Raw genomic sequence first — 13262 nt, forward strand, 5'->3', positions numbered from 1 at the left:
CCCGGGCGCCCCCGCCAGGAGCGTGCGTTTTCCCCTCGCTTTTTGCCGGGGGGGGGGGGGGCCCACCGTCGCGGGGGGCCGCCCCACCCCGCTTCTGCTTTCACGCCGCAACGATTTACGATTCCAGACGGTGCCGGGCCCGGCCGGCAGCGAGGAGCGGGGACGCCATGCCGCAAGCAGGACACACGGCCACGTGGGGTGACATCCCCCAGCAGCAGCCAGTGCTCGGCGCGTGAAGCCGCCCGGCTGGAGACCAACGCCGCTTACGACATCCTGGCCCGACGGTGCGCCGCGCAAGCCGGTTTGCAACCGCTCCTCAGCTGAGCGCATGAGAGGGGCCAGGCCGGCAGTCCATCGCCGCGCTGTCGATTTCGTTACCGGGCCGGAGAGTGCTTGCGCCTGGGGTCCAACCGAAAATCGGGGCAGTCGCGGTTTTGACATGCGCCCGGGCCCCACACGGGAACGAATACGCCGAGGGTCTTGTGGCGGTGGACTGCGGCCGGCACGGATTGCTTGCAGGCCGGACACACGTACGCTTCGGGCTTACGCTTCCTTTTGACCATTTCTTTACGATATGCCCGTATGGGTGCGCGGGGGAACAGCCCAGCCTTCTTGCCGTGAGTGCAGGCGGGGTTAAGCGTCCCGACCTGGTGAACCGGTTGGGGGCTCAGGGTCATCCACCGCAGGTGAAGGGCTGGGCTGCTCGGTGGTCGCGGAGGCGTCCCTCTGTTTCACAACGTCTGTCGGGGCGGGTCTTCTGATGCTGAGCACCACGGAACCTGTCAGGACGATGACGATGACTGCGAGGCTGATCGGTGAGGGGATTTCCGGGATGCCGGGGCTGATCATCTTGTGGGATGCCTGGAGGATGAGCTTGACGCCGATGAAGGCGAGGATGATCGCCAGGCCCTTGTTCAGGTAGTGGAAGCGGTCCAGGAGGCCGGCGAGCATGAAGTAGAGGGCCCGCAGGCCGAGGATGGCAAAGGCGTTGCTGGTGTAGACGATGAAGGCGTCATCGCTGACCGCGAGGACGGCCGGGACACTGTCGACGGCGAAGATCAGGTCGGCAGCCTCGATCGCGGCGACCACTGCGAGCAGCGGGGTCGCCATCCGTTTGCCGGCTTCCTTGACGAAGAACTTCGCCCCGGCGTACTCGTCGCGCACCGGGATGATCTTGCGGAGCATCCGAACGGCGAAGCTCTTGCCCGGGTCGAAGCTCTCCTGCTCGTCCTTGAGGAGTTTGTAGGTGCTGTAGAAGAGGACCGCCGCGAAGGCGAACAGCACCGCGGTGAAGCGGCTGACCACGGCCACGCCGAGGGAGAGGAAGATCCCGCGGAAGACGAGCGCGCCGATGACGCCGAAGAACAGCACGCGGTGCTGGTAGGCGCGGGGCACCTTGAAGTAGGCGAAGATCACGGCAAAGACGAAGAGGTTGTCGACCGACAGGCTCTTCTCCAGCAGCCAGGCTGTCGTGTACTCGGTGCCGGCAGTGGTGCCGAGGACGAGGAAGACGACCGCGCCGAAGATCAGGGCGAGGCTCACCCACAGGCCGCTCCAGGCGGCTGCCTCCTTGAAGCGAATGACGTGCGCGGTGCGGTGGGACAGCAGGTCTACCGCCAGCGACACGACCACTGTCGCGGCGAACGCCCCCCACAGCCAGAGCGGGACCTCAAGCACGCCGAACACCCTCACTATGGCCCGCGCGAAAATACGCCGGCCCCTACACAGGAGTGTCCGGCATTGCGCCCCCGAGAGCATGCGGAGCGGGTGAGGACGGCCGTGTTCCGGCCGCAGGCGTCACTGGTCGTGCTGCGGGCTCTGGGGGATGAGAGGACGCGCCGGGTCAACGAGCGAGCGGTCGCCGCGACCCTTCGCCGGCTGGAGGATGAGGTCGCGGAGACCCGGTGGGCGTCCGGCCGGGCGCGCGCGAAGGCCCCGGCCCTGGTCGTCGCGGCGTTCCGGCACTTCGACAACAGGAACGGATTTCCCCTCCTGCACGAGCACTGCCTAGATCCTGAACCGGGCGCAGCGCCCGGACGGTTCCTGGTACGCGCTGGACACGGTCCGGCTGTACCAGCACGTCGTGGCGGCCGGGACGCTCTACACCCTGGAGATGACGACCGAGGTGTGCGAGGAACTGGGGCGGCGACCGTGCCCCGGGAGGTGACGCCGGGCCTGCGCCCGGTGATGGAGATAGCTGGGGTCGACCAGGAGCTCGTCGACTGGTCCTCCACCCGCCGCCGGCGGATCGAGGACATCCTGGAGGGCATCACCGACGGGTACGTGAAGAAGCACGGTCATCTGCCCGGCGTGCGCGCCCGCCGCGGGCTGGCGTGGTGGGCGGCGCAGGAGACCCGCCCGGAGAAGAAGACCCCGCGGCCGCTGGATTTGCTGCTCGCGTGGTGGCGCGTGTCCGCGCTCCTGAAGTTCGGGCAGCGGATGGTCGATGGGCTGCTGGAGCGGTGCCAGAGGGCCGGTGCGGCGATCCGGGCCCGGGTGGGGCCATGGGTGGACACCGCGCTTGCCGCGGTCGACGTCGCCGCGGTCGTCTTCACCGTGCGCGGGGCCTTCGCCCGCCGCCACGTCCTGGCCGGAGCGCGCCGGCATCTGCTGGAGACCCTGCGCGGCCGCGCCTATGTGCCCGGCATCGACAGTCACATCGCCGACCGGGCACTGGAGCGCTACGGCCGTCAGTTGACCGTGCCTCAGAAGGGTTGGCGGACCCCGGCCCCGGATCAGCTCTCCTACACCGCGGACTTCGCCTGGCCCATCCGCTGGTGGATCGCGGGCGCCGATGGGAAGCCGCCGCGTGAGTCGAGCCGGTATGAGCGGGCCCGGGTCGCCAGCCTCGCCCTGCAGAACGCGATCCGTGCCGCCCTCACCGCACCGCCCGCCGTACGGGATGAAGCGTCGGCCGCGACCACGTCGGCCGCACCGCATGCCGTCGACCGCCCGGGCCGGGACGCCGCTCGAACTCCGGCGCAGCGGGCCGCTGCCATCCAGGCCCACCAGCAGGCCGCGATGCCGCAGGAGTATCTGGAGGGCCGGACGACGGACCCCGAGACGTGGATGACCTCGCCGCAGAACCTCGCCCGTATCGCCGCGCTCACTCACGCGGCAGAGGCCCGCGGCACGGGTCGACCCGCGCACCCAGGACTATTAGGAGCGCCGGATCAAAGAGGGGAAGACCCGGCGCGAAATCGTCCGTTGCCTCAAGCGCTATGCGGCCTGGGAGGTCTTCCACCTGGTCAAACAGAGGTGCTCAGGCTTCAGGTCGCGAGGGGGCCGGGCCTCGGCGCAGCGTGGGCTTGTCGATCTTCCCGACGGGGTTCTTGGGGACTTCGGGAAGGATGATGATGTCGGCGGGAATCTTGTAGCGGGCCAGTCGGGTGGTGAGGAAGTCGCAGATTTCTTCGGCGGTGAGGTCGATGCCGTCGCGCAGGGAGATGAAGGCGATGGGGACCTCGCCGAGTACTGGGTCGGGGCGGCCGACGACGGCGGCTTCGAGGACGGCGAAGTGGTCGTGCAGAACGGTTTCGATCTCCTTGGGATAGACGTTCTCGCCGCCCCGGATGATCATGTCTTTGGCGCGGTCGACGAGTACGAGGTAGCCGTCGTCGTCGAGTCGGCCGATGTCCCCGGTGTGGAGCCAGCCGTGCTGGAGGGTCTTGGCGGTCTCGTCGGGACGGCCGAGGTAGCCGCGCATCACGGTGGGGCCGCTGATAACGACCTCGCCGATACTGCCGTCGGTGACCAGTTGGCCGTCCTCGTCCATGATCGCGATGTTCTGGCCCGGCAGCGAGATGCCGACCGTGCCTGGCTTGCGCGGCCCGTCGACGGGGTTGCAGGCCGACGCGCAGGTGGCCTCCGACAGGCCGTACCCCTCGATGAGTTGCACGCCGAAGCGTTCCTCCACCGTGCCGATGAGCTGGGGTGGCATCGGGGCGGCGCCGCAGATCGCGAAGCGAAGCGAGGAGGTGTCCGGCTGCACGTCGGCCGGCAGGTTCGCCAGCATTGCGTAGATCGCGGGAACGGCGGAGAAGTAGGTGGGGCGAGCCGCCTTCAGCGCCGAGAAGAAGGTCTTCGGGCTGAAGCGCCCTGCGATGGTGGTCTGGCCGCCGGCCCGCAGCGGGGACAGGACGCTGACGATGATCCCGTTGACATGGAACAGCGGCAGGATCAGCAGGCTGTGGTCGGCCTCGGTCAGGCCCAGTCCCTCGATCATGGACGCGGTCATCGCATCGATATTGCGGTGCAGCAGCTCCACCCCTTTGGGGCGCCCGGTGCTGCCGCTGGTGTAGATGACCAGGGCCAGATCATCAAGGCCGTCCTGCGGATCGTCCGGTTGCTGCGGCAGCTCGACCGCCGGGGCCGGGCGGGCGAGTTCCTCGAGGGTGACCACGGCCAGGGCGTCAGGAAGGGCGTCGGCGTCTACTTCGTCGAGGACGACGAGTTTGGCGCCGCAGTCCTTCAGTTGGTAGCGCGTTTCGGACGGGGTCAGCGTCGGGTTGACCGGCGTGAGCGCCGCGCCCAGGCGCCAGGCGGCAAAGAGAGCGGCCACGAGTTCGACCCGGTTGGGCAGCTTGACCGCGACGATGTCACCGGCGCTGATCCCGCGGGCGGCGAAGTGGCGGGAACAGGCCTCGACCAGGTCATCGAATGCGGCGTTGGTCAGGAGGCCGTGCGCGTCGTCCCTGATGGCCGGAGCATCTGGGTCGTTCGCGCGGCGTGCAGCAGGCAGGCGGCTCAGATTCACGGGATACACCTCAGTGGTGGGTCGATTGGCAGGCGGCCGCCGTGGGTGGCTGCCTGGTGCGGTGCCGCATGTGGCCCCGCGGGTGGGCTTCCGGGGGACCGCAAGGGGGTACGGGGGTCCTCGGAAGCCCTCTTCCGGTGGGTTGTCCGCTCACTCACCCCAGGTGGAGGAGCCGCTCTGTGAGCTGCTACTTGATGGCTGTGGCGGCGACGGGAGATCCGACGGCGCCGGTCAGGGGCAGGGGGGACGCGGCGAGCATGAAGCTGTAGCGGCCGTCCTGTCCGCAGTCCTCGGCCAGCGCGTCGAGGTCGAACATCTCGCCGAAGGCCAGTCCCATGTGGACGAGGGCGACCTGGTGCAGGGGCTGGAATTCCTCGATCTCGTTGGGCCGGACCTCCACGCCCCAGGTGTCGGTGGCGATCGCGACAACTTCCTTCTGTGCCAGCCAGGGAGCGGTGTGCAGGGAGAGGCCGGGGGCGGAACCGCCGGCGTAGTCGCCCCAGCGCCCTCGGCGCTCACCGAGCTGTCCGGTGCGTACGAACACCGCGTCACCGCGGCCGACGACGGTGCCCTGGGCTTCCAGCGTCTCGTCGAGGTCGTCCGGGGTGATCGCGTAGCCGGGCTCCAGCGCGGGAACGCCCTTGTGCCGGGGGACATCGATCAAAACGCCGCGCAGGATCATGCGGTCGGTCCAGTGCTGGATGGCGTTGCGGGCGGCGCCGGCGGTGGTGTGCTCGGCCGCGCTGTAGCCGTTCCACATGCGCCCGTCGTGGAAGATGTGCGCGAGGGCGTCCCACTGGGTGCCGCACTGCGTGGGCATGATGAGGGAGTCGTCTGCGTACCCGAACCGGGTCTTGTCGATGCCGACGGCTGCGAACAGCTCCTGCTGTTTGCCGCTGACCGCGTCCGTGCCGGTGGCGGTGGCCAGCAGCATCGGGTTGTGGCGCAGGCCGCCCTGCTGGGGCCCGGCCTGGTCGTAGGGCAGGGTCATCGAGATCACTTTGCCCGCCACGACCTCCTTCGCCGCGGATTGTACGTGCTGGGGGGTGAGGAGGTTGAGGGCGCCGAGCTCGTCGTCGGGCCCCCACCGGCCCCAGCGGCTGAGCTGGTCGATGTAGTCCTTGAGAACGTCGTTGCTCATGCCGGGTCCTTGGGTGCCATGGTCCTGTTGAGCCAGTCGATGATCAGGGGGACGACATCGGATGACAGCTTGCTCGTCGCGCAGTGGCCCGCATCCGGGATGAGGCGAACCTCAGCCCCCGGCCGCGCCTCGAACAGGAGGCTGTCCTCCTGCGGGACCAGGGGGTCATCGGCTCCGTTGACGATCAGCATGGGTGCGGACTGCTGCTTGCCTGCGAGCAGGCCGGCCAGCGACAGGCTGGTCCAGCGGGCGCCAAGTTCCTCGGCTGCCGGCTCACGGTCGAAGCCCAGAGCGTTGCCGATGATGCCGTGCATGCCGGAGTCACTGAAGGGAGCGCCTTCGAAGGCGGCCTTGACGGGTCCACCCAGGACGACTGCCGCGTCGACCTCACCGCTCAGCCCGGTGCGAGCGGAGAAATGACCGCCCATGGACACGCCCAGGTGGGCGACGCGGCCGTTACCGATCTGTCGCGCCTCTTGGACCAGACCGGACATGATTTCCGGGCCGCCGTCGTGGCTCATCGCCACCGGGGACTCCCCGGTGCCGGGGATGTCGAAGGCCAGCACCGTCATCCCTGTGTACACCGCCAGGGCGACCCACATGGAGTGCAGGTCCTCCTTCCAGGTGTCCACTCCGCCGCTGACGATGACGACCGGGGACTGACCTGCGGGCCTGTCGGGGGCGCCGAACTCGTGGACCGGTACCGACACGCGGGTGCCCAGGTGGTCGGCGAGAACCGAGCGGCGTCGGAAGGTGACCGGGCCGTTGTCCGCGCTGAGGAGGTACTGATCGATCTGGTGGCGGTAGGCCGCTCGCTTGGCCTCGTCGGCCAGGGTGGGGAACTTCGCGAACCCGTAGGCCAGGGCAGCCAGCTCAGGCTTCCGGTCCTTTGCGTACCCGTTCAGCGAGCTGGGACCACTCGTAGACCCATCCGCCGGGCTCATCGGGCCACATCTGCTTGATGCGCCCGCGTACGGCCTTCACGTCGTCTCCCGGCACACCCAGGTTGATCATCTGCGCGAGGCGCTCCTCGAACAGTGCCTCGACATTCACTGGCCACTGGTACGACACCTAAGGCTCCTCCGAGTTCGAGCAGCTTAACGCATGAGTCCTGCGTTAAGCGGAGACTACGGGCGGGTTTCACGCAAATGCAAGACTCCTGCGTTAAGATGTGTTCCATGACAACCGAGTCGATTCGCCGACGGCCAGGAGGGCGGAGCGCCAAGGTGCGCTCGGCTGTCATGGCGGCAACCCTGGAACTGCTCGCGGAGTCCGGATCCGGGAAGCCGAGCATCGCCGAGGTGGCCGCGCGGGCGGGTGTGCACGAAACCTCCATCTACCGGCGCTGGAAGACCAGCGAACGGCTCATCCTGGACGCGATGGTCGGCTACAGCGCCGAGCTGCTCAAGACTCCCGACACCGGCTCCGTGCGCGGGGACCTGGTCGCCTTGGGGCAGGAGCTCGTCGACTACGGGAGCTCCTCACTGGGCGAGGCGCTCATGCGGACCCTGGCCGCCAACGTCGACGACAGCGAATCGGCGCTGACGCGGAGCCAGTTCTGGACAGCCCGCCACGACGAGTGCCGGATCGTGGTGGAACGCGCCGCCGCTCGAGGCGAACTTCCCGCCTCCATCGACAGCCGCATGCTGCTGGAAACATTCATCGCACCGATCCACTTCAGACTGCTCATGACCCGCGAAGCCGTGGACACACCCTTTCTGGAGCTCATCGCCGACATCGCCGTCGCAGGAATCACGGCAGTCCAGTCGAACTGAGCACCCATCCCGCCGCAGAATCCTCCGAGCACGCAAACGCCCTGCCCCACCCGGACACAACCGAGCAGAGCAGGGCGCAGTCGCCTCAGCGGGGGCTCGCGGCGGCGGCCTCAACCCACTGGGAAAACTCGCAGGCCACGTGCCGGCGGTGCGCCGCGACCGACGCCGGCGGCATCAACCGGGGGAACTCGACCGTGAGCAGAGCCCGCGTACCGCCGCCCTCCTCCCGGAACTGGTGGCGGGCACCGCCCAGCGCCGTCCCGTCGGCCAAGCGGGCCGTGCCGGCCATCTGGAACGGGTAGCTCGGGTCCGCAGGCGTGACCACCGTGTCCGACTCGTCCATCGTGAAGAAGAAGCGCGAGGCGAGCGGTGACCCACCAGTCGTCTCCCATACCTCCTGACGGCCATCCGGGGTCAGGCGGAAGATGTGATGATCCGGGCAGGCCGCGAGGAACGCTGCCTCGTCATCCGCCTCCGCCCGCCTCATGTACCAAACCGGCAGGCGCTCAGCTACCGCGCAGCCCGGTACGAAGATCTCCACCTGACGCATGCGCCGACGCCCGCCCGAAAGCCGAGCGACGGCTCCCGTCGCCCGGTCCGACATGCGGACCTCGCGCGCGAGGCGGCGTTCGGTCTCCTCGCGGCCCATGGCCAGCTTCGCTTCCACCACCGCCGCGCGACGTGATTCCACATCACCCTCCGGCACTCATGCCCCCGAGGCGCTCAAGAGCCTTCGCCGCACGCCGCGCCTCCCAGGCCAGAACCTCAGAGCGAGTGATGGGCGTGGACTTGCCGCCAATCGAGGCGGTGATCGGTTGGCGCTCCGCGTCGACCGGCATGGCACTGCCTCCTTCAGATTCCCCCACCCTTAAGGCAGGAGAATTGCTTTTAGGACGGTAACCCGCCCCATTCTTAAAGCAAGAACTCATGCGTTACGCAGTTCGGGTGCAGCGTGAGACGACACGATCCGGACAGGAGCCGCCGAGGGGCTGATGCGGTTCGGCACCCCGGGGAGTCTCTTCGGCGGGAGGGCGGGATCGCTGTCCCACACGACCACTTCCACGACGGCGCCAATGACGCGCAGTTCCATCAGCACGGGGCCAGGGGCGTACTTGCGGGCGTTGGTGACGAGCTCGCTGACCACCAGTTGGGTCAGGTCCATCGCGTGAGCGGACACCGGCAGGCCGTGCTCCGCCTAGACTCGGGTGAGGAAGTCCACCGCCCGGTGGCGTGCCTCAGCGAGCACGTGCCCGTCACCGTCCAGCGCGACGGTGTCCTGTATCTGAGGGGCGTCCGGCATCACGCTGCCCTCACCCTCGGGGACTGATTCAGCCAGGTCCACCCTCGTTCCCCCTTCACACGTCCTGCGCGTACCCGGCACTCTGCCTCACATGTCCCGTGAGAACCGCATAACGGGCCGCACGCGTGTTCGCCGTAGCATCGAAGCAGGCTACCGGCGCACTATCACGCCGGGGCCTTGAGTCCCATCAACGAGCACAGTCGAGGAAACGGTGACAGACACCTACGGAGCAGCCCGGCCCGGCCAGCTGTCGATCGACCACACCACCGTCGACGGCATCCGGGTGGTCACCCTCCGCGGCGAGATCGACCACGCCGTCAAGGACATGCTTAGCAAGGCCCTCCTGTCCTACGACGGCGCGGCGCCCCTGCGGACCGTGGTGGGCCTCAGCGGCGTGACCTTCATGGACTCCAGCGGCATCAACGTCTTCGTCGCCGCCCACCAGGCCGCGAGTGACGATCAGGGATGGCTGCGTATCGCCGGCGCCCAGGAATCGGTGCTGCGGCTCCTTGAAATCGTCGGCCTGGACGAGGTCATCGGCTGCCATCCCACCGTCGACCAGGCCCTGACCGCCTGACCCGCGCCGTTCCCGACCATCGCGTTTCTACCCGGCTTCCGCGCCTGGGGCATCCCGCCGGCGTCACGGAAATCGGTGGCCGAATTCTGGAAAAACTTCTGCATGAGCCCTTCGACGACGATCTGGCACTTCTGGTGACCCAGGTGCGCCGACTTCCCGAAGATGCCACTGCCACCTGGGAGCCGGCCGCCGACCCCAGCATCGTCGCAGGGATACGCCGTCAAGTCGCCGACCAGCTGACCTCCTGGGGGCTGGAACATCTGGTGTCCACCACAGAGTTGATCGTCAGCGAGCTGGTCACCAACGCCATCCGCTACGGCGCCCCAGTGGGCCTGCGGCTGATTCGGGATCAACGTCTGATCTGCGAGGTCTCCGATCCCAGCCAGACGCAGCCGCATCTGCGACGGGCCCGGTGGACGGATGAAGGCGGCCGCGGTCTGTTCCTGGTGGCGCAGATGACCCATCGCTGGGGCAGCCGGTACACCGTTGCGGGCAAAACCGTCTGGACCGAGCAACCGTTGGAAGAAGTGTCCTGACCTATCGGCCCGGTCGTCTCATGTGATGCGGGCGCTTCAGCCGACGGTCATCAGCACACGTCACACCGGCGGCCTGCCTGGCCACTCTGTCGGAGTAGTCACTCGAAGACGTCCCGTGGGCATGCGCGGGAGTACGAACGGCTCATCCAGTACTCCGAGAGCCTGATCACCCGGGCCGCCATCACCCTCATGACCAGGCGCCTCACCCACACGGAAGAGGTGGGCTCGCTCATCCGGGACCGGGAACGGCAGCCGCTGCGGCGTGGTCATCCCACGGTCTCGCAACTGCGTTTCCCGGGCGGCAGCGGCTTTTCCCCGGCCGTCGCGCAGTGTGCCGGTCGGCAACTCTTCCTGAGACGTTGAACTCCGGGTGAATCAATATCTGTTCCCGAGGGATCAGATATTGGGGGGCCGTGCAGCGGGAGTTTTTGCCGCGAAGAGCAGAGTGGAATTATCCAACGCACACGGACCGCTCCGACGTGCTACTGTCGATCTCAGTTGCAGTTGTGGTTCCCAAAACTTCAAGTGCCCCCACCAGGCTTCTGCCGGTCGGGAGCACTTTTGTATTTCCGGTCATTTCCGGGCGGGGTAATCATCGCGGCGACACGGCGTCCGCGCAGTGCGGACGCCGATGCACTGCCCCAAAGGAGATATGACATGGCTGCTGGTACCGTGAAGTGGTTCAACGCGGAAAAGGGCTTCGGCTTCATCGAGCAGGACGGTGGCGGCGCCGACGTGTTCGCCCACTACTCGAACATTGCCGCGCAGGGCTTCCGTGAGCTGCTCGAGGGCCAGAAGGTGAACTTCGACATCGCGCAGGGCCAGAAGGGCCCGACGGCCGAGAACATCGTTCCGGCCTGACGCTCACGCGCAATCCGTAGCTGGGGCCCGCATCCTTCGGGGTGCGGGCCCCAGCTGCATGCGTATCCCGCAGCGGCTTTCACCCGCGGGACGCCCCGGAGGAATCCGCAGTACCACCACAAGCGGTTCCTCCCTAAGGACGCAGACGCATCCTGAAGCGCTGCACCGCAGCCGGCGCCCGGATCACAAGGTCCCCATCGCGTCACCCATTTCAGCACCTGTGCCCACGGATGTTTTCGCCGGCCAGATCTGCTTTCTTTTGCCACCGGTCCATACTTGTAATTCTCCGTGCCATTCATCGCAGCGGGAATTCCTTGATATGTGCCACATCGAGGAAGGTTCCGCATGAACCGCACGTACACGAACGACCGCCCCGCCCGCTCCCGTGACGGCCGTGCCGACGCCGGAAGGGGCGGCAGCGGCTACGGCTCGCAGGCACCGCGTCGTACCGGCGGGCCCGTCCGCTCCGGCGGTTACGGCCGTCGGCCCGCCGCAGTGCAAGGTGAGTTCGCGCTGCCCAGGACGATCACCCCCGCGCTGCCCGCTGTCGAGGGCTTCGCCGATCTCGACATGCCCGAGCAGCTGCTGGCCGAACTCGGCAGGCAGGGTGTGACCGCACCGTTCCCGATCCAGGGAGCGACGCTGCCGAACTCCCTGGCGGGCCGTGACGTCCTGGGCCGCGGCCGCACCGGTTCCGGCAAGACCCTCGCCTTCGGCCTCGCCCTGCTCGCCCGCACCGCCGGACAGCGTGCCGAGCCCCGCCAGCCGCTGGGACTGATCCTCGTACCCACGCGTGAGCTGGCGCAGCAGGTGACCGACGCGCTGACCCCGTACGCCCGCTCCGTGCGGCTGCGGCTGGCCACCGTGGTGGGCGGCATGTCGATCGGCAGGCAGGCCAGTGCGCTGCGCGGCGGAGCCGAGGTCGTCGTCGCGACCCCGGGCCGGCTCAAGGACCTCATCGACCGCGGCGAATGCCGGCTGAACCACGTCGGCATCACCGTGCTGGACGAGGCCGACCAGATGGCCGACATGGGCTTCATGCCCCAGGTCACCGCGCTGCTCGACCAGGTGCGCCCAGAGGGGCAGCGCATGCTGTTCTCCGCCACCCTGGACCGCAACGTCGACCTTCTGGTACGCCGCTACCTGACCGACCCCGTCGTGCATTCGGTCGACCCGTCGGCCGGTGCGGTTACGACGATGGAGCACCACGTCCTGCACGTCCACGGCGCCGACAAGCATGCCGCCACGACCGAGATCGCCGCCCGCGACGGCCGCGTGATCATGTTCCTGGACACCAAGCACGCCGTCGACCGGCTGACCCAGGACCTGCTCAACAGCGGGGTGCGGGCCGCCGCGCTGCACGGCGGCAAGTCGCAGCCCCAGCGGACCCGCACGCTGGCGCAGTTCAAGACGGGGCACGTCACCGTACTGGTGGCGACCAACGTCGCGGCGCGCGGCATCCACGTCGACAACCTCGACCTGGTCGTCAACGTCGACCCGCCGACCGACCACAAGGACTACCTCCACCGCGGCGGCCGTACCGCCCGCGCCGGCGAGTCCGGCAGCGTCGTCACCCTGGTCACGCCGAACCAGCGCCGAGGCATGGTCCGTCTGATGTCGGACGCCGGAATCCGGCCGCAGACCACCCAGATCCGCTCGGGCGACGAGGCCCTGAACCGGATCACCGGCGCCCAGGCCCCGTCCGGCATCCCGGTCGTCATCACCGCACCGGTGGTCGAACGCCCCCAGCGCAGCGCCACCTCCCGAGGCCGCCGCCGCCCCACCTCCGCGACCAGGCGCACCCCCGTACGCCAGTCCGGCTTCGGCGCGGTGGCCTAGAACTTTCGTGATCAGGAAGCAGGCCTGTCTCTGCAGGAGGCACCTTTTGACGCTGGTTCAGACGCAGCCCCGCCCGGCGGACGCTGACCCCGCGCACAGGAGGGCGGTGGAGGTCATGGACGCGGCCGGACCGCAGGTCTGTGACGACATGAGCGTCGAGGTGGCGCTGGCCGTCATGGCCGCCGCCCGCACGGTCCGACTGGTCGTCTGCGACCAGGACGGCCAGTGCACCGGCCTGGTCACCCGTACCGAACTCGCCGCCGTCCGTGACAGCTCCGACTACACGGACCGTGTCCGCCTGCGCGACATCCTCGGCGACCACGGCTCGTTCGCCTCACCCGTGACCACGATGGCCGAAGCCGAGCACGCGATGCGCACCCGTCGGCTCGGTGTCCTGCCGGTGGTCGACGAGCAAGGCAGCGCCCTGGGCATCCTCGCCCTCTCCCGCTGAAACACCTCGCCCCTGGTCGGACCGTT

Annotated in this window: 14 protein-coding genes and 2 pseudogenes; 9 read left to right on the forward strand and 7 right to left on the reverse strand. The window is 68.3% G+C overall.

All coding sequences use genetic code 11. From position 1 onward, the window contains the following. Positions 1-633 precede the first annotated feature (633 nt). Positions 634-1677 (reverse strand): TerC family protein, encoded by a 1044-nt coding sequence (locus ACFWWR_RS39430; RefSeq protein WP_384308526.1) that lies wholly within the window; start codon positions 1675-1677, stop codon positions 634-636. Between the two features lie 102 nt (positions 1678-1779). Here ACFWWR_RS39430 and ACFWWR_RS39435 point away from each other — a divergent pair. From ACFWWR_RS39435 to ACFWWR_RS39445, 3 genes and pseudogenes are all read left to right on the forward strand, one after another. Further along, positions 1780-1998: pseudogene (locus tag ACFWWR_RS39435) on the forward strand (relaxase domain-containing protein); the annotation flags it as partial. A 70-nt stretch (positions 1999-2068) separates the two neighbouring features. Then, positions 2069-2167, forward strand: a complete 99-nt coding sequence (locus ACFWWR_RS39440) for a hypothetical protein (protein WP_384308617.1) — start codon at positions 2069-2071, stop codon at positions 2165-2167. After that, a complete protein-coding gene (locus ACFWWR_RS39445; protein ID WP_384308619.1) occupies positions 2152-3354 on the forward strand; it encodes a relaxase domain-containing protein in 1203 nt (400 codons plus the stop codon). The genes ACFWWR_RS39440 and ACFWWR_RS39445 overlap by 16 nt, the downstream gene beginning before the upstream one ends. Here ACFWWR_RS39445 and ACFWWR_RS39450 read toward each other — a convergent pair. From ACFWWR_RS39450 to ACFWWR_RS39465, 4 genes are all read right to left on the reverse strand, one after another. After that, positions 3263-4756, reverse strand: coding sequence for a class I adenylate-forming enzyme family protein (locus ACFWWR_RS39450; RefSeq protein ID WP_384308528.1), 1494 nt, complete (start codon positions 4754-4756; stop codon positions 3263-3265). The two genes, ACFWWR_RS39445 and ACFWWR_RS39450, sit on opposite strands and share 92 nt — an antisense overlap. Positions 4757-4943: 187 nt before the next feature. Next, complete coding sequence (locus ACFWWR_RS39455; RefSeq protein ID WP_384308530.1) at positions 4944-5897, reverse strand: cyclase family protein; 954 nt, start codon at positions 5895-5897, stop codon at positions 4944-4946. After that, the gene (locus tag ACFWWR_RS39460) at positions 5894-6841 is read right to left on the reverse strand and encodes an alpha/beta hydrolase (RefSeq protein ID WP_384308533.1); all 948 of its coding nucleotides are present in this window, start codon (positions 6839-6841) and stop codon (positions 5894-5896) included. Before ACFWWR_RS39460 ends, ACFWWR_RS39455 begins: the two co-directional genes overlap by 4 nt. Further along, on the reverse strand, positions 6771-6968 hold the full coding sequence (locus tag ACFWWR_RS39465; protein ID WP_384308536.1) for a hypothetical protein: 198 nt from the start codon (positions 6966-6968) through the stop codon (positions 6771-6773). The genes ACFWWR_RS39460 and ACFWWR_RS39465 overlap by 71 nt, the downstream gene beginning before the upstream one ends. Before the next feature lie 170 nt (positions 6969-7138). Here ACFWWR_RS39465 and ACFWWR_RS39470 point away from each other — a divergent pair, with 170 nt between their 5' ends. Beyond that, complete coding sequence (locus tag ACFWWR_RS39470) at positions 7139-7672, forward strand: TetR/AcrR family transcriptional regulator C-terminal ligand-binding domain-containing protein (RefSeq protein WP_384308538.1); 534 nt, start codon at positions 7139-7141, stop codon at positions 7670-7672. A gap of 85 nt (positions 7673-7757) precedes the next feature. Here the strand turns inward: ACFWWR_RS39470 and ACFWWR_RS39475 are convergent, their stop codons facing one another. Next, on the reverse strand, positions 7758-8363 hold the full coding sequence (locus ACFWWR_RS39475; protein WP_384308541.1) for a hypothetical protein: 606 nt from the start codon (positions 8361-8363) through the stop codon (positions 7758-7760). Positions 8364-8687: 324 nt separating this feature from the next. Then, positions 8688-8972 (reverse strand): annotated as a pseudogene (locus ACFWWR_RS39480) (ATP-binding protein); the annotation flags it as partial. A 211-nt stretch (positions 8973-9183) separates the two neighbouring features. Between ACFWWR_RS39480 and ACFWWR_RS39485 the strand changes: the two are divergent. The 5 genes from ACFWWR_RS39485 (at position 9184) to ACFWWR_RS39505 (ending at position 13236) form a co-directional block, all read left to right on the forward strand. Beyond that, complete coding sequence (locus tag ACFWWR_RS39485; RefSeq protein ID WP_384308543.1) at positions 9184-9549, forward strand: STAS domain-containing protein; 366 nt, start codon at positions 9184-9186, stop codon at positions 9547-9549. A gap of 134 nt (positions 9550-9683) precedes the next feature. Continuing rightward, on the forward strand, positions 9684-10085 hold the full coding sequence (locus tag ACFWWR_RS39490; protein ID WP_384308546.1) for an ATP-binding protein: 402 nt from the start codon (positions 9684-9686) through the stop codon (positions 10083-10085). A 657-nt stretch (positions 10086-10742) separates the two neighbouring features. Further along, positions 10743-10946: a cold-shock protein gene (locus ACFWWR_RS39495; protein ID WP_003973099.1), complete on the forward strand. Its 204-nt coding sequence runs from the start codon at positions 10743-10745 to the stop codon at positions 10944-10946. Between the two features lie 345 nt (positions 10947-11291). After that, on the forward strand, positions 11292-12785 hold the full coding sequence (locus tag ACFWWR_RS39500) for a DEAD/DEAH box helicase (protein ID WP_384308548.1): 1494 nt from the start codon (positions 11292-11294) through the stop codon (positions 12783-12785). 46 nt (positions 12786-12831) lie between these two features. Further along, positions 12832-13236 (forward strand): CBS domain-containing protein, encoded by a 405-nt coding sequence (locus ACFWWR_RS39505; protein ID WP_384308551.1) that lies wholly within the window; start codon positions 12832-12834, stop codon positions 13234-13236. Positions 13237-13262: the final 26 nt, after the last annotated feature.

The sequence above is a fragment of the Streptomyces sp. NPDC058678 genome (assembly GCF_042714835.1).
Taxonomy (GTDB): domain Bacteria; phylum Actinomycetota; class Actinomycetes; order Streptomycetales; family Streptomycetaceae; genus Streptomyces.

Coding starts and splice junctions, on each gene's coding strand:
- ACFWWR_RS39470 (WP_384308538.1), top strand. CDS start 7,139: ATGGCGGCAACCCTGGAACTGCTCGCGGAGTCCGGATCCGGGAAGCCG.
- ACFWWR_RS39500 (WP_384308548.1), top strand. CDS start 11,292: ATGAACCGCACGTACACGAACGACCGCCCCGCCCGCTCCCGTGACGGC.
- ACFWWR_RS39460 (WP_384308533.1), bottom strand. CDS start 6,841: ATGAGCCCGGCGGATGGGTCTACGAGTGGTCCCAGCTCGCTGAACGGG.
- ACFWWR_RS39495 (WP_003973099.1), top strand. CDS start 10,743: ATGGCTGCTGGTACCGTGAAGTGGTTCAACGCGGAAAAGGGCTTCGGC.
- ACFWWR_RS39455 (WP_384308530.1), bottom strand. CDS start 5,897: ATGAGCAACGACGTTCTCAAGGACTACATCGACCAGCTCAGCCGCTGG.